Consider the following 20225-nt stretch of genomic DNA (forward strand, 5'->3'; position numbering starts at 1 on the left):
TTTGGCTACACCCCTCACCCTGCTGGCCAGCGCCTGCAGCAAGCGCGTGCGCCTGATGCAGGCGGCGCGCGCGCAACTGCGCCTGCCGCCCGCGCAGGTGCTGGAATGGCGCGACTGGCTGGCGCGGCCGGCGCTGCTGGCAGACGCCTTGCGCCAGCCCGGCCTGTTGAAGATCGAGCCGCCCGGCGACGATCCTTCTGCCCATTTTCTCTTGCTGCAGGCGGGCTGGCGGCGGCTGGACCGCGCCCCCGTGCGTGCGCCCGAACATGGCGAACTGCTGGCCATGGATGCGTGGTTTGCGGGCTTTGCCAGCGCCATGCAAGACCTGGCGGGGCAACTGGCAGCCTTGCCGGCAATACGCGTCTTCAATGCGCCGGCCGAAATTGTCCGCATGACGGACAAGCTGGCCTGCCAGCACCACCTGGCAGCGCACGGCATCGCCATTCCCGCCCTGCTCGGCCCCGTGCATGGCTACGAGCACCTGCAAGCGCTGCTGCGCCAGCATGACCTCGACCGCGTGTATCTGAAGCCGCGCTACGGCTCGTCCGCGTCCGGCGTCGTCGCCTACCGCCGGAACAAGGCGGGACGCCAGCAAGCCACCACCTCAGCCGCCCTGCAGCATGGGGATGGCGCGGCGCGCCTGTTCAATGTCAAGCGCATGGCGCGCTATGACACGCAGCACGACATCGCCGCCCTCGTCGACGCGCTGGCCGCCCAGGAACTGTATGCGGAAACGTGGCTGAACAAGCCGCGCTGCGGCGACAGCCACTACGACCTGCGCGTCGTGACCCTGGCGGGCCAGCCCGCGCACCGGGTGGCGCGCATCGGACAGCACATGATGACGAATCTGCACCTCGACAACCGGCGCGGCGAGGCATCCGGCCTCTTGAACGCGGCCGACCTGGCGGCGCTGGAAGCGGCTGCCGCCCAGGCCGCGCGCGCCTTCCCCGCCAGCCACGTGACGGGCTACGACCTCGTCGTGCGCCAGGGCCAGGCCCACGTGCTGGAAGCGAACGCCTTCGGCGACCTGCTGCCAGGCCTGCTGTGGCAAGGCGCGGACACCTATGCGGCGCAATTGACGCAACTGACACATGCTTAAAGATACACCGGACACACCGGCCATCCCCGACATGCACGCCATCGTCGGCAGCCACGATATCGTCTTCCTCACGCTCGACACCCTGCGCTTTGACGTGGCGCAAGCCCTGTACGAGGCGGGTGAATTGCCCGTGCTGGGACGTTTTTTACCGCCGGGCGGCTGGGAACGGCGCCACTCGCCCGCCACGTTCACCTATGCCGCGCACCAGGCCTTCTTCGCGGGCTTTTTGCCCACGCCGGCCGCGCCGGGCCGCCATCCGCGCCTGTTCGCCAGCGCGTTTGCGGGCAGCGAAACGACGTCTAAGCACACGTTCGCCTTCGCGGAAGCAGACCTTCCCGCCGCGCTGGCCGCGCGGGGCTACCGCACCATCTGCATCGGCGGCGTGGGCTTCTTCAACAAGCAAACGGCGCTGGGCACGGTACTGCCGTCGCTGTTCCAGGAAAGCCACTGGAGCGCGGGCATGGGCGTGGCCAGCCGCCATTCGACGCAAAAGCAGGTGGCGCTGGCCCTAGCCCGCCTGGCGGACGGCGATCAGCGCACTTTTTTGTTCATCAACGTGGCCGCCCTGCACACGCCGAACCGCGCCTACCTGCCCGGCTGCCGCGCCGACTGCCTGGACAGCCACGCGGCAGCCCTGCGCTATGTCGACGGGGCGCTGGCGCCCCTGTTTGCCGCCTGCGCCGCGCGCGCGCCCACGTTCGCCATCGTCTGCTCGGATCACGGCAGCGCCTATGGCGAAGATGGCTATCGCGGCCACCGCATCGCCCATGACAGCGTGTGGAACGTGCCGTATGCGCACTTCTTCATCGCCCCCGATACACCTCCCAAGGAGTCCCCACCGTGAACCCAGCCGAACAACCTGGCACCCTGGCGCAACGCATGCGCCACACGCCCTACCAGGCGTATTCGTACTCGTATCCGCACAAGGCGGCCTACCGCGCCTTGCCGCAGGCGGCGCCGCTGGCGCCCCTGTGGGCGCGGCAAGACCGCTCCGCCCTGTTCGCGTACATCCATATTCCGTTTTGCGAGATGCGCTGCGGCTTTTGCAACCTGTTCGCCATGGCCCGCCCCGGCGCCGACATGGTCGAACGCTACGTGCGGCAAGTGCTGGTGCAGATGCGCGCCCTGGCCGGCGCGCTGGGTGAACGGCGCTTCGCCCGCTTCGCGCTGGGCGGCGGCACGCCCACCTATCTGTCGCCGGCGCAGCTGGACACCTTGCTGTGCGGCGCGCGCGACATCCTCGGCATCGATTTGCACGCCACGCCGGCCGGCATCGAAGCGTCGCCCGAAACCATCACGGCCGAGCGCCTGGCCGTCTGCCGCGCGCACGGCATCGACCGGGTCAGCCTGGGCATCCAGAGCTTTGCCGCCGGCGAGATGCGCGCGCTGGCGCGGCCCCAGCAAAACGCCACCGTCCATCACGCCATCGGCCTGATTCGCGCGGCCGGCTTTCCCACCCTGAACCTGGACCTGATCTACGGCATCGCGGGGCAAACCGTCGCCAGCCTGCTGGCGTCCATCGACAGCGCGCTGGCCTTCCGGCCCGAGGAAATCTATCTGTATCCGCTGTACGTGCGCGAGCAAACGGGCCTTGGCAAGATCGCGCGGCGCAAAGGCGCCGATACGCTGAACCCCATCATGCTGGCGCAGGACGGCGACAGCCGGCTGGCCCTGTACGCGGCCGCGCGCGACCATTTGCGCGCGCAAGGCTATGAACAGGTATCGATGCGCATGTTCCGCGCTCCCCATGCGCCGGAACAAAACGGTCCCTCGTACTGCTGCCAGAATGACGGCATGGTGGGCCTGGGCGCGGGCGCGCGCTCCTACACGGCCAGCCTGCATTATTCGAGCGAGTACGCGGTGGCACGGACAGAGACCATCGGCATCATCGACAACTACCTGGCGCTGGACGAGGAACGCTTCGCGCAGGCGGAACACGGCTACGTGCTGGGCGAGGAAGAACAGCGCCGGCGCTACGTGATCCAGTCGCTGCTGACGGAACCGGGCCTGGACCGCGACGCCTACACGGCGCGCTTCGGCACGCGCTGCGAGATGGATCTGCCGCAGCTGGCCGAACTGCACGCGCTGGAGCTGGTGCAGGAGGATGGTCCGCTGCTGCGCCTCAATGACCGCGGCTACAGCTATGCCGACACCATCGGCCCGTGGCTGGCCTCCGAGACGGTGCGCGCGCTGATGGCGCAAGAGGGCCAGGCGTGCTGACAACGCCGCCCGGCACTCTGTCCCTGCTGTACCGGGGCACGCTGGCGAGCTGCAATTACGCCTGCGACTACTGCCCGTTTGCCAAGAAGCGCGACAGCCGCGCCGCGCTGGCCCGCGATGCGCGCGAGCTTGTCCGCTTCACGGACTGGGTGGCGCGGCAAACGCGCCCCATCAGCGTGCTGTTCACCCCCTGGGGTGAAGCGATGGTGCGGCGCCACTACCGCGCGGCCATGCAAACCCTGGCCGCACTGCCGCACGTGCGCCAGGTGGCGCTGCAAACGAATCTGTCCGGCCCCCTGAACTGGCTGCAGGGGATGGATGGACTGGAAAAGATCAGCCTGTGGTGCACCTACCACCCGGACCAGACGACGCTGGCCCGCTTTCTCGAACGCTGCGCGCGCCTGGACGCCATGGGCGTGCGCTATTCCGTCGGCGTCGTGGCGATGAATGAACACCTTGACGCCATCCGCGCCCTGCGCGCAGCCCTGCCCGCGCACGTCTACCTGTGGCTGAACGCGTATGACCGGCGTGGTCCCGGCTACTACGCGGTGGAAGACCTGGCCTGGCTGGACGCCGTCGACCCGTGGTTCGCGCAAAACCGGCGCCCTTCGCCCTCGCGCGGCAAGCCCTGTCTGGCGGGCGAGGCGTCGCTGTCCGTCGATGGCGACGGCGAGCTGGCGCGCTGCCATTTCGTGCCCGAGCGCCTGGGCAACCTGTACACGGACGACCTGGCGGACCTGCTGCAAGAGAAATCCTGCCCGCGCTTCAAGTGCGATTGCTATATCGGCTATGCGCAGCGCAAGGATTTGCCGTTCCAGTCCACGTTTGGCAACGGCGTGCTGGCGCGCATCGCGCCTTTGCACCGGACGTAAAAAAGCGCGGGCCAACGGCACCCGCGCTTTTTACCTGAACACTACCTGATTACTGCGCCGCCACTTTCGCCGGCTCCGCCACTACTGGCGTCATCTTCAGCGAACGGCTGAGGAAGCCCCAGCGGTCGGCCACTTCTTCGATCTGCTTGGTCGTCGGCTTGCCGGCGCCATGGCCGGCCTTGCTGTCGATGCGGATCAGCACGGGCGCCGCGCCGCCTTGCGCTGCCTGGGCCGCGGCGGCGAACTTGAAGCTGTGGGCAGGCACGACGCGGTCGTCGTGGTCGGCCGTCGTGATCATGGTGGCTGGATAGCAACCGCCCGCCTTCAGGTTGTGCAGCGGCGAGTATTTCACCAGCGCCTTGAATTGCTCGGCATCGTCCGACGAACCGTAGTCAGGCACCCAGCCCCAGCCCACGGTAAACTTGTGGAAGCGCAACATGTCGAGCACGCCCACCTGAGGAATCGCCGCGGCGAACAGGTCGGGACGCTGCGTCATGGCCGCGCCCACCAGCAGGCCGCCATTGCTGCCGCCGCCGATCGCCAGCTTCGATGGCGAAGTGACCTTGTTATCTACCAGCCATTGCGCCGCGCCAATAAAGTCGTCGAACACGTTTTGCTTGTTCAGCTTGGTGCCAGCCTGGTGCCAGGCTTCGCCGTATTCGCCGCCGCCGCGCAGGTTGGCCATCACGTAGACGCCGCCCATTTCCACCCAGGCAAGATTTGCCACGGAGAAGCTCGGTGTCAGCGAAATATTGAAGCCGCCATAGCCGTACAGATAAGTCGGGTTGGAACCGTCGAGCTTCATGCCTTTTTTCGAGACGATGAACATCGGCACCTTGGTGCCATCGCGGCTGGTGAAGAATTGCTGGCGCGTTTCAAAGGCGTTCGGGTCGAAATCGACCTTCGGCTGGCGGTACACGCTGCTCTTGCCCGATTTCATGTCGTAGCGGTAGATGGTCGCCGGCGTCGTGAAACTGGTAAACGAGTAGAACGTTTCCGTGTCGCCACGCTTGCCGGCAAAGCCGCCGGCCGAACCGATGCCCGGCAAGGCCACTTCGCGCACCAGCTTGCCGTTCAGGTCGACGATCTTGATTTGCGTTTGCGCATCTTTCAAGTAATCGAGCACCAACTGGTTGTTGATCAGGTTGACGGCAACGAGGGTTTCCGCGCTTTGCGGCACGATTTCCTTCCAGTCGGCAGGCGCAGGCTTGCGCGTGTCGATGGCGATCACGCGCGATTTCGGCGCCTTGTTATCCGTCTTGAAGAAGAACACGGGGCCGTCATTGTCGATGAACGAGTACGACGCGTCGAACGCTTCCAGCAAGCCCACCACCTTGGCGTTCTTCTGGCGCAAGTCCTTGTAGAAAATGCGGTTCTTGCGTTCCGTGCCTTGCGTGGCCGTGATGATCAGGTAATTGCCGTCGTCGCTGACGGTGCTGCCGCCAAACGCCCATTCCTTCTGGTCGGGACGGTCGAAGACGAGCACGTCGTCGCTTTGCGGCGTGCCGATCTTATGGAAATACAATTTCTGGAAGTAATTGATATCGGCCAGCTTGGTGGCTTCGTTCGGCGCGTCATAGCGGCTGTAGAAGAAACCGGTGTTGTCCTTGGTCCACGAAGCGCCGGAGAACTTGGCCCACTTGATGTGGTCCGTCAAATCCTTGCCCGATTCGATGTCGCGCACCTTCCACTCGTTCCAGTCGGAACCGGAAGCGGACGTGGCATACGCCAGGTACTTGCCGTTCGGGCTGATCGAGGTGCCGGCCAGCGCCACCGTACCATCCGTGGACAGGGTGTTCGGGTCCAGCAGCAGGCGCGGCTCGTCCGTCAGTTTTTTCACCGTGTACAGCACGGCCTGGTTCTGCAAGCCGTCGTTGCGGCTGTAGAAGTAACGGCCGCCCTGCTTCGTTGGCGTAGAGAAACGCTCATAGTTCCACAGCTTGGTCAGGCGCTGCTTGATCGCGGCGCGCTCCGGGATGGTGCCCAGGTACGATTGCGTCAGCTTGTTTTGCGCCGCAACCCACTCGCCTGTCTCGGCGCTGTTGGCGTCTTCCAGCCAGCGGTACGGATCGGCGATGGTGGTGCCGAAATAGCTGTCTTGCTGGTCGACTTTTTTGCTGACCGGATACGTCACGGGTGCGCCATCGCCGGCCGGGCACGATGGCATCGCGGCGCTTTGCGCCAGGGCATTGCCACCGAAGGCGGCCATCAAGCTGAATATGAGGGTTGCACTACGTAATTGCATGGGTTGTTGTCTCATTGTTGGATGTCGAGGAAAGCAGGCCGCCTGCATGCGCCGCGGCTGCCCATGTTGACTTTCGCCAAGAGAAATCATAGCGCGGATTGCCACTTTTAAAGCACAGTTATCCAGTGGATTTACCATCTTTTGTTTGGACAATTCACGGGAATCACCGTGATAAATCGCGTTTTTGGCGGGAATCGGCAAACTGACGGTTAGGCAAGAAATATTGTCAAAAGCTAATACGTTTCATCAAGCCGTCATAAATCTTCTTTACTATCGGCAACATGTTCATGGCCCGTCCAGAGGCCGTGCCGCCACATCCGCCTATGCACACTCTCGCCCTCCCCCCCGCCACCGCCGCGCCGCCCGGCGCGGTGCCATCGAATGTGGCTTACCTGAAGCCGCCATCGGTATCCATGAGCATCGAAGGGACGGATGCCTTGCACGAGATCATTGCGGGCCGCAAGCTCAGCGCGCTGTTCCAGCCCATCATCCACATGCACAGCGGCGACATCATCGGCTACGAAGGCTTGATACGGGGGCCGTCCGACAGCCCCCTGCACGCGCCGATGAATCTGTTCAAGGTGGCGCGCGCACATGACCTGACCCTGGAAGTGGAACACCTGTGCCGGCAAGTGGTGCTCGAACGCTTCGCCGAACTGCAGCTGCCGGGCAAGCTGTTTCTCAATGTCAGCCCCGAATGCCTGTTGCTGCGCAATGCCCGCCATGGCGAGACCCTGGAATACATCGAGCATATCGGCATCAATCCGGACCGCGTCATCATCGAGCTGACGGAAAACCAGCCCACGTATGACTACGAGCTGATGCGCGAAGCGGTGCTGCATTACCGCAATATGGGTTTCCAGATCGCCATCGACGACCTGGGCGAGGGCTTTTCCAGCCTGCGCCTGTGGTCGGAACTGCGCCCGGAATACGTGAAAATCGACATGCATTTCATCCAGGGCATCAATAATGACCCTGTGAAACTGCAGTTCGTGCGCTCGATCCAGGAAATCGCAGAAAAATCGGGCACCCTGGTGATTGCCGAAGGCATCGAGGCGCAGACGGAATTGCTCGTCTTGCGCGACCTGGGCGTGGCGTTCGGACAAGGCTATCACCTGGGCCGGCCCAACGCGGTGCCGGCGCGCGCCCTGCCGGCCGAAGTGGTGCAGGCGCTGGGACGCAACGGCGTGGCCGTATATCCGCAGCGCAGCAGCCTGGAAAAGAACGGCGCCAGCATCCGCAAGCTGCTGCACCGCGTGGCGGCCGTTTCGCCCGAGAAAAACAATAACGAGGTGTACGATATTTTCCTGAAAGACCCGAAACTGATGATCATTCCCGTCGTCGATGACGGCGTGCCGCTGGGCCTGATCAGCCGCTTCGAGATGATCGACCACTTCGCCCGTCCCTACCAGCGCGAACTGTATGGCAAGAAATCATGCAGCCTGTTCATGGATGCCACGCCCCTGATCGCCGACCACGAGACGAGCTTGCAGGAACTCAGCTACACCATGGTGCAATCGAGCGCCCACCATCTGTTCAACGGTTTCATCATTACCGAACACGGCCGCTACCTGGGCATGGGCACGGGACACGACCTGATGCGCGAAATCACGCAGATGCAGATCAACGCGGCCCGCTATGCCAACCCGCTGACGCAACTGCCCGGCAACGTGCCCATCAACGAGCATATCGACCGCCTGCTGCACAGCGGCAGCCGCTTCTGGGTCTGCTATTGCGACCTCGACCACTTCAAGCCGTTCAACGACGTGTACGGCTACCGCAAGGGCGACGACGTGATCCAGCTGACGGGAGAAATCCTCAGCAGCCATTGCGACCCGAACCGCGACTTCATCGGCCACATCGGCGGCGACGATTTCATGATCCTGTTCCAGAGCGAAGACTGGGAAGCGCGCTGCCAGGCCATGCTGGACGACTTCGCGGCCGCCATCCTCGCCTATTACAGCACCAGCGATTGCGAACGGGGCGGCTACATCAGCGAAGACCGGCAAGGCAAGAAAGTGTTTTATTCCCTGATCAGCCTATCCCTGGGCGTCATCAAGGTCGAGGCGCACCAGTATTACACGCACCACCAGATTGCCACGCAGGCGGCGGAAGCGAAGAAGCAGGCGAAGAAAATCCACGGCAACAGCCTGTTCCTGGACCGGCGGCAAGGCGCGGGCGCGGCGCGCCTGGATGCGTAGCCAGAGGCACTAGTCAAAGCTGGACGGCGGCAGGCTGGCCGCACTCAAATACGCACGAGGTCGCCAAACGCATTGCTGCTGCGGGCATCGGGCACGAATGCCAGGCTGATGCGTGCCCCGTCGCGGCGCGCCTGCAAGCGGTAACTGCCCGCGGGCACGTCGACGAACAGGCCGCCATATGCCGTGTCCGGTTCCAGGCCGCCGCCGGTGACGTCCTCCCCGGCGCCGATGAAGACGCGGCCGGAGACCACGGCCAGATGCACGACCACATGCGGCTCGGCAAGTTCGGCGTGCAAGGCGATGTCATACGCGCCGTCGCCGCCGACGTTGAAAAACGCTACCTGCCCCGCGTTCACGGCCGCCAGTTCCGCACTGGGAATACTCCACCAGTCGCAGTCATCTTCCAGCTTGTGGCGCAAGAGGGCCGGGTCGAACACGCACAGGGTGGCCGTGCCCGTCACAATGCTGACGGACGCGCCTGCCGTCATGCCGCCAGCGGCGCCGGTCCCAGCAGCGGCTGGCTTTCCACGTACTGCGCACTGGCTTGCGCCTGCCATGGAAAATGGCCATCGCGCGACGGCCAGACGATCTGGTACACGGTAAACTCGTCACCCTGGTAATACCAGCGCGCATAGCCGACATAGTTGCGGTATTGCTCGACGGGCACGCGCACGAAGGCGCACTGATGGCCCTCCAGCAAGACGTCCGTGGTGGCCGTGAAATCCGTGATGGCGCCGCTGCGCGCGGCGTCCAGCGCCACGTCGAGTATCTGGTGGGCCATGGCCCGCGGCAAGCCCATGATGAGAAATTCAGGCTGGCCAAAGCTGTGGCAAGCGCCTATCGTGAAGGCGTAGCCGGGGCCCTCTTCATCCGCACTGATATGCACGCCATGCCAGCCATGCGTGGCGATGTCGTCGATGACTTTTTGCTCGGATGCATCCTCGCCTGCCTGCCTTACCATGTTCCGCCTTTCACTGTGCCAAAAACCACGCCGCCTTCGCGACATTCCTGCCGGCAATTATCGCACGCAGCCCGCGTCCGCGCCCACGCTTCAGTCGCGCGGTGGCCGTGGCGACCGCGGCGGGGAACGCACCTGGTGCCATTGCCGCATGCGCTGCTGCGCCTCTTGCAGCTGTGCCGGCTCCAGCCTGGCGGCCGCCGCTTCCCGCGCCCTGGCCGCTCCGCTATCGCCGCCCTCGGCCGCCAGCGCCAGCCACATATAGCCGCAAACGGGATCCTTCTCCACGCCGCGCCCGCTGTTGTACATGCCGCCCAGGTTGTACTGCGCCAGCGCATGGCCCTGGCCGGCCGCGCGCGCATACCATTGCACGGCCAGGCCATCGTCTTGCGGCACGCCGTGGCCGCTCGCATACATGACGCCCAGGTTGTTTTGCGCGCTGGCATCGCCCTGCTCGGCCGCCGTGCGGTACCAGCGCACGGCGCACACCTCGTCGCGCTCCACGCCCTGGCCATTCGCATACATCACGCCCAGGTTGAACTGCGCATTCGACGCGCCCTGGGCCGCCGCCCTGGCATACCAGTCCAGCGCCTGGCGCAGGTCGCGCGCGACGCCCCGCCCGCCTGCAAACATGCCGCCCAGATTGTATTGCGCCATGCAGTGACCTTGCAGGGCGGCACGCCGGTACCAGACGACGGCGCGCGCCTCGTCCTTGTCCACGCCCTGCCCCCGCGCCAGCATCAGGCCCAGGTTGAACTGGGCGTCGGCGTCATCCTGCTCGGCCGCCCGCTGCAGCCAGGCGTAGGCGCGCAGCTGATCGGGCGCCACGCCCAGGCCTTCCGCATACGCCACGCCAAGTTGCCGCTGCGCCACGGCCAGGCCTTGGGCAGCGGCCTGGCGGAACCAGGCCAGCGCCTGCGTGTCGCTTTGCGCCACGCCCTGGCCCCGCTTGTAGACGAGCCCCAGGTTCAGCTGTGCCTGCGCATCGCCCTGCAAGGCTGCCTTGCGGAACCAGGCCAGGGCCAGCGCATCGTTCTTTTTCGCGCCCAGGCCTTGCGCATAGGCTTCGCCCAGCAAGGATTGCGCGCTGGCCACGCCCTGTTCGGAGGCGCGGTAAAACCATGCCAGGGCCAGTTCATCGCTCTGCAGCACTCCCCGTCCCTTGCGGTACATCTGTCCCAGGTTTTGCTGGGCCGACGCATCGCCCTGCGCGGCCGCGCGGCGAAACCACAGCACGGCGTCCTCGTCGCTCTGCGCCACGCCGCGGCCGTGGTAATACAAGGCGCCCAGGTGGTTTTGCGCGAACGCCAGCCCTTGCAGCGCGGCCAGCCGTAGCCAGACAAAGGCGCGCGCATCGTCCTGCGCCACGCCTTCGCCCTTCTTGTACATCAAGCCCAGGTTGAACTGGGCGTAGGCATTGCCCTGCTCGGCAGCCGTGCGGAACCAGATATACGCCTCGTGGCTATCTCTGGCAGTATGGTGCTTGTCCATGTGCGCCCCCATCCACATTGCGCTTGCTGGCAGCACGCGCAAAACGGCGGCCCAGGGCGGCGAAATCATGTGTTGCTTAAATTTTAAATTCGATGCGGGGGAAGGACTTGAGCAGGCTCAAACGAAATAACAAAATTATATCGTTTTGATGAGCCCGCTTAGGCAGGCATGGCGCTCAGCGGCGTGATGGGTGTTTTTGCAGGAATTGCGGCACCTTGGCGGCGGCCAGCTTGTTCAGCGACACGAGCAAATCCGCGTCGACGTCGGCGATGCCATAGCTGCTGCGCAAATGGCGGCCGATGTGGATCAGCACTTGTGCCGCCACTTCCGCATCGGACTCGGCCCTGTGGGCGGCGCTCTTGAAGGCGATGCCCAGCTGGCTGGACAGCAAGCCCAGCTTGTAGCTGGCCATGCCGGGAAACACGCGGCGCGACAGTTTCAATGAACACACGAGCGACTGGTGCGCCGGTGTCAGGTTCAGCCTGGCGCTTTCCGCGCGCAGGAATTTTTCATCGAAGCTGGCATTGTGCGCCGACAAGGCATCGCTGCCGATGAAGTCCAGCAACTGCGGCACCACCTCGGCCACGGGCGGCGCCTTGTCCACCATCGCCTGCGTGATGCCCGTCAAGCCCGTGATGAACGAGGGGATGCGCGCATTGCAGTTGATCAGGGTCACATAGCGGTCCGTGATCTGCCCGCCCTCGATGCGCAGCGCCGCCACTTCCGTGATGCGGTCGCCCATGTCGGGAGATAAACCGGTCGTCTCGAAGTCGATCATGACGATCGGTTTGTCAAACACATTCATGGGGCGTTCTTTCGTGGGTGCAACAGTGGGGGTATCGATAAAATGCGCAGGGCAAGGCGCCGCGTCGCAGACAGTACACCAGTACGGCAAGACGCGGCAACGCCGCCATGCACATTTTATCAACCAAATTTACGCACGGCGTCCAGCGCGAGTCCCGCACCGATACTGCCGAACAGATCACCCTCGACCTTGCGCGCGGCCGGCACCAGGGCTGCGATCTTTTCGCGCAGCAAGCGCACGCCGCTCGAACCGCCCGTGAAGAACACGGTGTCGACGGCTTCCGGCGCCACGCCCGCGTCGCGCAGCAGACGCAGCACGGTTTCTTCCACGGAACCGCACAGGTGGCCGATGGCCTCGTCGAACTGCGTGCGTTTGAGCAACAGACTTTGCGCGGGCGACAGGCGGTCCAGTTCCAGCTGCACTTCGGCTGCGTCGGACAGGGCAATCTTGCCTTCTTCCACTTTCATGGCCAGCCAGTGGCCGGCGCGCTCGTCGATCAGCTTTTGCAGGCGCCCCATCTTGTCTTGCTCACGCGCATCGCGGCACACGTCGGCCAGCTGCACCCAGATCTTCTTCGTGTAGGCCAGGTTGATCGTGTGCCAGGTCGCCAGGTTGAAATAATAGCTGGACGGCACTTCGCTATTGTTATGCAGGCGGCTGCCATAGCCCAGCAGAGGCATGACGGAAGACAGGCTCAGGTATTTATCGAAATCCGTGCCGCCGATGTGCACGCCGCCGGTGGCGAGGATGTCGTCGCGCCGCTCGGTTTTCTTCGCCCGTTCCGGCGACAGGCGCACCAGCGAAAAGTCGGACGTACCACCGCCGATGTCGGCGATCAGTACCAGTTCTTCCTTGTCGATTTGCGACTCGTAGTCGAACGCGGCGGCAATCGGCTCGAACTGGAACGCGACGTCCTTGAAACCGACGGAGCGGGCCACTTCGGCCAGCGTGTCCTGCGCCAGCTGGTCGGCTTGCGCGTTGTCGTCGATGAAGAAGACGGGACGGCCGAACACGGCGGACGAGAATTCGCGGCCGGCGGACTGCTCGGCGCGGCGTTTCACTTCGCCAATGAATTGCGCCAGCAGCATGCGAAATGGCAAGGCGCGGCCACCCACTTCCGTCTGGCCATCGATGAGACTGGTACCCAGCAAGCTTTTCAGCGAGCGCATCAAGCGCCCCTCGTAACCGGCCAGATAGCCGGCCAGCGCCGCGCGGCCAAAACTGACTTCCTCGTCTTCCGCATTGAAGAAGACGACGGACGGTAAGGTCGTCTTGCCATCTTCCAGGCCGAGCATGGTGCTCTGCCCGGGACGTGCCCAGCCTACCGTGGAATTTGACGTGCCGAAATCGACGCCGCAAGCATTGGCCATGTCGACCCTTCCCTGAATAAAGGGGCGTTATGTTATCAGAAGGCAGGCCATTGCACCAGCAAAACCCGTTCGACGGGGTCAACAGCATAAGCTTGCTTTGCATCAAGTAGCGGCCGCGCGCAAAAGCTACTCTTGGGAAATGAATGCCGAGCAACTCGGCCAGCTCCCGGAGACCCATCGTGCCCCTCGCCCGCCTGCGCCACCCGCGCCACCTGCCCGCCGCTTTGCTGCCTGCTACCTTGCTGGCGGCCTTCCTCGTTTCCCTGGCCGGCTGCGGCGGCGGTTCCGCCGATACCCAGGCCGGCGCCGGCTGCTCGCTGCACAGCACGGCAGGCTGCGGCGGCAGTCCGCCGCCCACCGTGCCGCCCGTGAAGCCGCCGGTCACCCCGCCCGTGACGCCCCCCGTGATTCCTCCCGTCACGCCGCCCGAGCCGGCCAGCCTGGCCAGCGCCGTCAACCTGGTGTTTTCCAGCACGGAACTGGCCTCGGCGGGATTGGCCGGCAGCGAAGTGTCCGTCACCGCCCTCGTCAAGGATGGCGCCAACCTAGCCTTGCCAAACGCAAAGATTTCCTTTGCCGCCGATTCCGGAATCCTCGGCAGCGTCGACGCCGTGACGGACAAGAACGGCCAGGCGCGCGCCCTGCTGGGCACGGGCGGCGCCAACAGCAACCGCAGCATCACCGTGACGGCGACTGTCGGCGCGCGCAGCGGCAAGGGCACGGTGGCCGTGACGGGCAGCAGCGTGGAAGTGCTGGGGCCGGCCGCCCTGATGCTGGGCCAGGGCGCCGACCTCACCGTCACCGTGCGCGACTCGGCGCGCAAACCCGTGGCCGGCGCCGCCATCGCCTACAGCACGGGCACGGGCAACGGCGTGCGCGTCAAGGATGGGGGCGCGGCGCTCAGCAATGCGCAAGGCCAGCTGGTGCTGCGCCTGACCGCAGGCAGCCTGGGCAAGGATGCCGTGTCCGTCAGCGCGCTGGGCGCCGCCGCCACGCAAGCGTATGCCGTGGCCGGCAGCGACCTGCGCCTGAGTCCGGCCGTGGGCCAGGACGCCAGCGGCGCGGACGTGCTGCAGGAAGTGGCGACCCTGGCGTGCCAGCCCATCGACGCGCGCTATGACAAGGCGGGCGTGCCGCAAGCGGGCAGCGCCAGCCTGTCGACCTCGCGCGGCAGCCTGTTCAGCGACAGCGCCTGCAGCCAGGCCTTGCCTGCCAGCTTGATTTTCAACAATGGCAACTTGCCGCGCAGCTATGTGCAATCGGCCAACGCGGGCGTAGCCACCCTCACGGCCGCCGTGGCGGGCGGCCCCACGGCGCAGACGCGGCTGGAATTCGTCGCGCCCCTGAGCGGCGCCAGCAAGCTGGCCGTGCAAGCGGACCCGGCAGTGCTGCGCGCGAATACGACCACTTCGGCGGCATCGGCCGACAACGTCAGCACAAGTATCAGCACCATCAGCGCCGTGGTGCGCGATGGCGCGGCCAACAACCTGGTCAAGAACGCGCCCGTGCTGTTTTCCATCTTGAGCGACCCCAGCGGCGGCTATTTACGGCAGGCTGGCCGGGTGCTAACGGGCAGCGACGGCCTGGCGCGCGCCGTGTATGTGGCGGGGCCGGCCGACAGCGGCCGCGACGGCGTGCTGATCCAGGCCCGCATCGAAGGCGCGCCGCAAGCGGCGGCCACGGCCCTCGTGCGCCTGACGGTGGCGCGGCAAGCGCTGTCGATCAAGCTGGGCACGGGCAGCCTGCTGCGCGAATATTCACCCAGCGTGCTGCAGAAGGACTTTGCCGTGTTCGTGTCCGACAGCGCCGGCAATGCCGTGCAGGGCGTCGCCATCACGGCCGCCGCCTGGCCCAGCCGCTATGCCAAGGGATCTTACGTGTGGCAGGCGGACAAGCCCGAGTTCCCCGACACGGGCGTCTGGCGCCTGGCCCTGCCCCTCTACAGCTGCGCCAATGAGGATGTCTTGCGCAACGGCATCTTTGACGCCGCCTACGACCGCAACGGCAATGGCGTCCTCGACCCGGGCATTCCCCTAACCGTCAGCGCCAGCGGCCTGAGCGACGCGCTGGGCATGGCCACCGTCACCGTCAGCTATCCGCGCAACTATGGTTCCTGGGTGCACGTGGCCCTGACCGTGCGCGGCACCGTCAGCGGCACGGAAGCGAGCGCCACGGCGGAATGGCCATTACCCACGCTGGCCAGCGATTTCAGCGCGCGCCGCGTGGACCCGCCGGGACGCCTCAGCCCCTATGGCAGCGGGCCCTGCGACAGCGCCGATTGAGGAGCAAGCATACCACTTGCCATTCAGTCATATTTTTTGCAACATGAACAAGAAAACAGTCTTGCCATGCGGCAATCTTTTACGCTATGCTCATTCTGCCCGCCCAGGCCGCCACAAGCGGCCGGGCCTGCAGGAATACTTTGAGACAGGTTGCTTGCCAGACCAATATGCGAAAAAAGAATACTGTAGCCCGGACACCCAGCACCGCCAGCCGCGCCATACCCGGCGCCGGACGGCGCGTGACCTCGTATGACGTGGCCTTGCTGGCCGGCGTGTCGCAATCGGCCGTGTCGCGCTGCTTCAAGCCCGGTGCCAGCATCTCGCAAGCCACCCACGCCAAGGTCATGCAGGCGGCCATCAGCCTCGACTACATCCCCAACGCGGCCGCGCGCAGCCTGATCACGCGCCGCTCGAACCTGGTGGCCGTCATCATTTCCAACCTGGCCAATCTGTACTATCCGCAAGTATTGTCCGACCTGAGCCAGCACATCGCCCGCCAGGGCAAGCGCCTGTTATTGTTTACCCTGGAGCGCGAAGCGGATATCGGCAAGGTCCTCAGCGATGTGTGGCAATACCAGGTCGACGGCGCCGTCGTGGCCGCCTGCCTGTCGGACGAGCAGATGGCCGAATTCGGCCGGCGCGACGTGCCCCTGGTGCTGTTCAACCGCAGCCCGCGCGAACACGCCGTGCATGCCGTGCTGTGCGACCAGGGCGAAGCGGCGCGCCTGCTCGTCTCGCGCCTGGCCGAAGCGGGCCACCGCCAGTTCGCCATCATCGACGGCCCCGGCGATTCGGCCGTCGCGCAGGAACGCAAGGCCGGCATGCTGGATCGCTTGCTGACCCTGGGCTTGCCCGCGCCCATCGTCGTCAGCGGCAACTACGATTACGCCAGCGGCGGACGGGGCTTGCGCAAGGTCATCGACCGCCTGGGCCGCGTGCCGGACGCCGTCATTTGCGGCAACGACATCATGGCCATCGGCTGCCTGGACACGGCGCGCCACCAGATGGGCATCCAGGTGCCGCTGCAAATGTCGGTGGCCGGCTTCGACGCGCTGGAAGCGTCCGGCTGGCTCAGCTACGACATCACCACCCTGCGCCAGCCCGTGCAAAAGATGGCCGCCGATGCCGTCGCCATGCTGGGCGAGCTGATGGAACGGCGCGGCGGCAGCGCCGAGCGGAGACGGTATTGCTCGTATCTGGTGGAAGGGAGTACGGCGCGGCTGACCAGCGAACCGGCGTATATGGCGCAGCGCCTGGGAATAATGGCCGCCGCCTGAAAAACGCCCGTGGCGTTGTTGCCGGGGTTACTCTTGTCCCTCGCCGTACTCGCGTACTGTCTTCGGGGCGGCGCCTAGCCACAGGCGTTTTTCCGACGTTAACTCTGATCCCCCAGAAACCTTGCACATAAAAAAACCTCGCATCGCTGCGAGGTTTTTCACTTGCAAGACCAGGGAATCAACCGAAGATCTTGCCCTTAAGCATATTCAAGCCCTGGCTGACGAGGTCATTGCCTTCCGGCACCTGACCGTCCGGGGTCAGCTTGTCGATCAGCTGGGGCAGCAAGGCGGCCAGGCCGCCCGAGGCCGCGTCCGGGGCGACGCCCGCTTTTTCAGCGATCTGGGTGATCGTGTCGCTGCCCAGCGCATCCTTGATCTGTTCGCCGGAGACGGGTGTATTGGCGCCCGTGCCGATCCAGCTGGCCACCTGGTCGCCCAGGCCGCTTTCCTGGAATTTCTGCAGCAGGCCGGGCAAGCCGCCATGCTGGTTGACCAGGTCCATCACGCTGGCCATCAATCCCGATGGGGCTTCCCCGTCAGCACTTTTATTGCCCAAAGCGCTCATCGCCTGTCCTGCAAGTTGATCTAGCAAACTCATCGTATTCTCCTGAACGCTATCGATTGGTGCCGCGTGACCGCGGTGTCCGGCATGGCGCAGACCATTCTCCGCCATGGAAATCATTATACTATGAATAATAACAGTGACATAATTACAATCTCAAGGCGAACGCACAGACGGCCTCACTGTCGAGGCGCCCACCTCCATCATATTTAGTTCGGCACAACTTGCAAGCGTAAATTGACGGTTCACAAAAACGTGTAGAATTAATTTTCCCACTTACTGAGGAGTATCAACACATGAACATCAATAAAGCGGTAGACAAGGCTTACGAAAAAAAGACGTTCAAGGAAATCGCTGATGCACCTGTCGATGCGCTGCAAGGCGTGAGCGAGAAGGATGCGGAGCTGCTCAAGCAGGCATTCAATATCAAGACCGTGCGCGACCTGGCAAACCTGAAATACTCGAAGTGGGCGCGCGCCATCGTCACCCTGGCCGATACGGAAGAATAGACCGGGCCATGCCTCAGGCATCCCCGTCAGCACAGCCCGCCCCAACCGGCGGGTTTTTTGCTTCCGGCCAGCGGGCGGCTGGCAAGCCGATAGCCGCGCGGAGGCGCCATTGGCCACGCCGCTGACCCTGCCCGGCATCTGCTGGCCCCTGCACGCGAGCACGGGCCGTCTTGCCGTCACCACGTCCCACATCACGGGCCACTTTCGGGCCGGCGCGGGACTGGACGCCATCATCGTGTGCGATCTGCTGCCCGCTGGAAAATTTCGCAATGGCGCGGCACGCCAATGGTGCCGCACGCACCAGTGCTACTGGGGCACGCAAGCCGACCTGGCCGCCTGCCCGTCCGCGCAGCCCATGCAGTGCCGCCAGCACGCCAGCCCCATGGGCTATGTGCTGTATCCGGAATTGTTCGACCCCACGCAATTCCACGCCAGCACCCTGCGCCTGGGCAATGATGGCCTGCTGCAACTGCGCGCCCGGGCCAATGACGGCAGCGCCCTGTTCAGCCGCGACCTGCCAGCCCTGACCATCGACTGCCGCGCCCTGCCCGGCCTGTTTCCTCCCGACATAGTGCAACTGAATATCACGCCGCCCGCCGCGCAGGCGTTCGCCGCCGCCTTGCAGGCTGGCGCGCCACCGGGCTGCAGCGACTGCGCCCGCTGCGGCCACCCGCACCTGGACCTGGGCGACTTCGCCCTGGCGCCGCACCGGCGCCACAGTTGCGGCCATTGCGGCCACGACGCCTCGCACAGTCCCACGGCCATCGTCTCGACGCCCTTGTGGCGGCTGCGCCAACGCTACCCGCACTGGTTCTGACGCAATGCGTCCGAAGGTGCGCCCGCCCACAGTCGGCCTGGCCGCCTGTGCGTAGACTGGCCCCATCGCCACCAACAGGAATAGCGCCATGCCGCACACCCCGCCACATGACGACAATAATCAGCCAGGCGAGGAAGGCGACTTGTCCGACCTGCTCAGCGAATTGCGCATCCTCTTGCCGGGCGCGCAGATGCTGACGGCCTTCCTCATCATCCTGCCCTTCAACGGCGGCTTCGCGAAGATCGTGCAGGCGGAAAAAATCGTCTTCCTGCTGACGTTTTTCCTGTCCATGACCAGCCTGGTGCTGCTCAGCGCGCCAGCCATCCAGCACCGCGTGATGCGCCCCCTGCAAGACCGCGAGCGCTTCAAGCGCGTGGCCGACCGCATCATGATGTGCGGCGCCTTTTCCCTGGCGCTGGCGTTCATCCTCGGCACCAATCTGGTGATGTCGGAAGTGTTCGGCCACGTCGCAGGCATCGTCGCCTGCGTGCTGATGGGCACGCTCATCGTCTGCATGTGGTGGTGGCTGCCCTTGCACTTGAAGCACGGCAGAAAGATTTAAGCGGCCACGCCCGCCTGCTGCAGCAAGGTTTCCCGGAAGATGCCCACCAGCGGGCGCAAATTGACCTTGTGCCAGGCCAGCCACAGGGGCGTGCGGTAGCTGAACCACGGCAATTCCCTCACGACGACGCCGGCCGGTGCGTGCTGGCGCAGGCTGTGCTGGATCATGGCCATGCCCAGTCCGGCCGCCACCAGGCCCAGCGCCGTCAGCGGCTCTGTTGCTTCCATGCGGATTTCGGGCGTAAAACCGGCGCGCGCGCAGGCGGCGATGAAGTTATCGTGTTTCAGCACGCTTTCCTTGTGCAGCACGGCGATCCACTCCTGGCCCGCCAGGTCGTCCGGGGTCAGCTGGGCCTTGGCCGCCAGCGGATGCGTCGCGGGCAAGGCCAGCAGCATGGGGTCGCTCAGCACTTGCGCGCAATCGAGGTCCGCGTCGTTCGGCAGCGGCGGCTCGCACAGCAGCGCGATATCGAGGCTGCGCTGGCGCAAGCCCTCGATCTGCTCGGCCGAATGCAGGTTGTACAGGGCCACGTGCACTTGCGGCCGCGTGGCGCGCAAGGCGCGCAGCCCCTCCGGCAAGACGCCCGCATGCATGGCGTTTTCGATGTAGCCTATGCACAGGCCGCCCTCGTCGCCGCGCCCCAGGCGTTTCGCCAGCGCTTCCAGGCGGTTCCCGTGGGTAATGAACGCGCGCGCTTCGGCCAGGAAGGTGTGGCCGTCGCGCGTCAGGCGGATGCGCTGGGCGCTGCGCTCGAACAGGGTCAGGCCCAGCCGGTCTTCGAGCTGGGCGATCTGCCGGCTCAGCGGCGACTGGGAAATATGCAGGCGCTCGGCGGCCCGTCCCACGTGTTCTTCCTCGGCGACGGCGATGAAGTATTGCAATTGGCGTATGTCCAGCATGTCAGACCTTTCAGGACTCAAGTTGCGCCAATTATGTCTTGGACAGGCTTAACTTG

The 20225-nt window shown here is 65.0% G+C and carries 18 protein-coding genes; 10 read left to right on the forward strand and 8 right to left on the reverse strand.

The genetic code is table 11. The features are described from left to right. Position 1: 1 nt before the first annotated feature. From OX460_RS06325 to OX460_RS06340, 4 genes are read left to right on the forward strand one after another with little or no spacing between them, the layout of a single operon-like run. Positions 2 to 1099, forward strand: a complete 1098-nt coding sequence (locus tag OX460_RS06325; RefSeq protein ID WP_289898090.1) for an STM4014 family protein — start codon at positions 2 to 4, stop codon at positions 1097 to 1099. Beyond that, on the forward strand, positions 1092 to 1943 hold the full coding sequence (locus tag OX460_RS06330) for an STM4013/SEN3800 family hydrolase (RefSeq protein WP_289898091.1): 852 nt from the start codon (positions 1092 to 1094) through the stop codon (positions 1941 to 1943). Before OX460_RS06325 ends, OX460_RS06330 begins: the two co-directional genes overlap by 8 nt. Continuing rightward, entirely contained in the window at positions 1940 to 3319 is a 1380-nt protein-coding gene (locus tag OX460_RS06335; protein ID WP_289898092.1) for an STM4012 family radical SAM protein, read from the forward strand. The genes OX460_RS06330 and OX460_RS06335 overlap by 4 nt, the downstream gene beginning before the upstream one ends. Next, positions 3313 to 4191, forward strand: coding sequence for an STM4011 family radical SAM protein (locus tag OX460_RS06340; protein ID WP_289898093.1), 879 nt, complete (start codon positions 3313 to 3315; stop codon positions 4189 to 4191). Before OX460_RS06335 ends, OX460_RS06340 begins: the two co-directional genes overlap by 7 nt. Positions 4192 to 4240: 49 nt before the next feature. Here the strand turns inward: OX460_RS06340 and OX460_RS06345 are convergent, their stop codons facing one another. Continuing rightward, a complete protein-coding gene (locus OX460_RS06345) occupies positions 4241 to 6436 on the reverse strand; it encodes a prolyl oligopeptidase family serine peptidase (RefSeq protein WP_289898094.1) in 2196 nt (731 codons plus the stop codon). Between the two features lie 413 nt (positions 6437 to 6849). Between OX460_RS06345 and OX460_RS06350 the strand changes: the two genes are divergently transcribed. Further along, positions 6850 to 8637: a GGDEF domain-containing protein gene (locus tag OX460_RS06350; RefSeq protein WP_289898418.1), complete on the forward strand. Its 1788-nt coding sequence runs from the start codon at positions 6850 to 6852 to the stop codon at positions 8635 to 8637. Between the two features lie 44 nt (positions 8638 to 8681). On the opposite strand, the gene OX460_RS06355 is transcribed toward OX460_RS06350, so the two are convergent. From OX460_RS06355 to OX460_RS06375, 5 genes are all read right to left on the reverse strand, one after another. After that, positions 8682 to 9125: a DUF6386 family protein gene (locus OX460_RS06355; protein WP_289898095.1), complete on the reverse strand. Its 444-nt coding sequence runs from the start codon at positions 9123 to 9125 to the stop codon at positions 8682 to 8684. Further along, positions 9122 to 9598 carry a DUF4262 domain-containing protein gene (locus OX460_RS06360; protein ID WP_289898096.1) on the reverse strand — a complete coding sequence of 159 codons (477 nt, stop codon included), beginning with the start codon at positions 9596 to 9598 and terminating at the stop codon, positions 9122 to 9124. Before OX460_RS06360 ends, OX460_RS06355 begins: the two co-directional genes overlap by 4 nt. 90 nt (positions 9599 to 9688) lie before the next feature. Next, positions 9689 to 11086, reverse strand: coding sequence for an SEL1-like repeat protein (locus OX460_RS06365; protein WP_289898097.1), 1398 nt, complete (start codon positions 11084 to 11086; stop codon positions 9689 to 9691). Positions 11087 to 11261: 175 nt separating this feature from the next. Further along, positions 11262 to 11891, reverse strand: coding sequence for a 3'-5' exonuclease (locus OX460_RS06370; protein ID WP_171985014.1), 630 nt, complete (start codon positions 11889 to 11891; stop codon positions 11262 to 11264). Between the two features lie 119 nt (positions 11892 to 12010). Further along, positions 12011 to 13261: an Hsp70 family protein gene (locus OX460_RS06375; protein WP_034781446.1), complete on the reverse strand. Its 1251-nt coding sequence runs from the start codon at positions 13259 to 13261 to the stop codon at positions 12011 to 12013. Between the two features lie 179 nt (positions 13262 to 13440). On the opposite strand from OX460_RS06375, the gene OX460_RS06380 reads away from it, so the two are divergent. Then, complete coding sequence (locus OX460_RS06380) at positions 13441 to 15543, forward strand: Ig-like domain-containing protein (protein ID WP_289898098.1); 2103 nt, start codon at positions 13441 to 13443, stop codon at positions 15541 to 15543. 239 nt (positions 15544 to 15782) lie between these two features. Then, complete coding sequence (locus OX460_RS06385; RefSeq protein ID WP_251348933.1) at positions 15783 to 16820, forward strand: LacI family DNA-binding transcriptional regulator; 1038 nt, start codon at positions 15783 to 15785, stop codon at positions 16818 to 16820. A gap of 178 nt (positions 16821 to 16998) precedes the next feature. Here the strand turns inward: OX460_RS06385 and OX460_RS06390 are convergent, their stop codons facing one another. Continuing rightward, positions 16999 to 17502 (reverse strand): YidB family protein, encoded by a 504-nt coding sequence (locus OX460_RS06390; RefSeq protein ID WP_354669817.1) that lies wholly within the window; start codon positions 17500 to 17502, stop codon positions 16999 to 17001. A 176-nt stretch (positions 17503 to 17678) separates the two neighbouring features. On the opposite strand from OX460_RS06390, the gene OX460_RS06395 reads away from it, so the two are divergent. From OX460_RS06395 to OX460_RS06405, 3 genes are all read left to right on the forward strand, one after another. Beyond that, positions 17679 to 17891 (forward strand): hypothetical protein, encoded by a 213-nt coding sequence (locus tag OX460_RS06395; protein WP_034751103.1) that lies wholly within the window; start codon positions 17679 to 17681, stop codon positions 17889 to 17891. 109 nt (positions 17892 to 18000) lie between these two features. Further along, the gene (locus OX460_RS06400) at positions 18001 to 18708 is read left to right on the forward strand and encodes a hypothetical protein (protein ID WP_289898100.1); all 708 of its coding nucleotides are present in this window, start codon (positions 18001 to 18003) and stop codon (positions 18706 to 18708) included. Positions 18709 to 18796: 88 nt separating this feature from the next. Continuing rightward, entirely contained in the window at positions 18797 to 19270 is a 474-nt protein-coding gene (locus OX460_RS06405) for a DUF6328 family protein (RefSeq protein WP_289898101.1), read from the forward strand. Here OX460_RS06405 and OX460_RS06410 read toward each other — a convergent pair. After that, on the reverse strand, positions 19267 to 20169 hold the full coding sequence (locus OX460_RS06410; protein ID WP_289898102.1) for a LysR family transcriptional regulator: 903 nt from the start codon (positions 20167 to 20169) through the stop codon (positions 19267 to 19269). The two genes, OX460_RS06405 and OX460_RS06410, sit on opposite strands and share 4 nt — an antisense overlap. Between the last annotated feature and the right edge of the window lie 56 nt (positions 20170 to 20225).

The organism is Janthinobacterium sp. SUN033, from assembly GCF_030397595.1.
Lineage (GTDB): Bacteria > Pseudomonadota > Gammaproteobacteria > Burkholderiales > Burkholderiaceae_D > Janthinobacterium > Janthinobacterium kumbetense.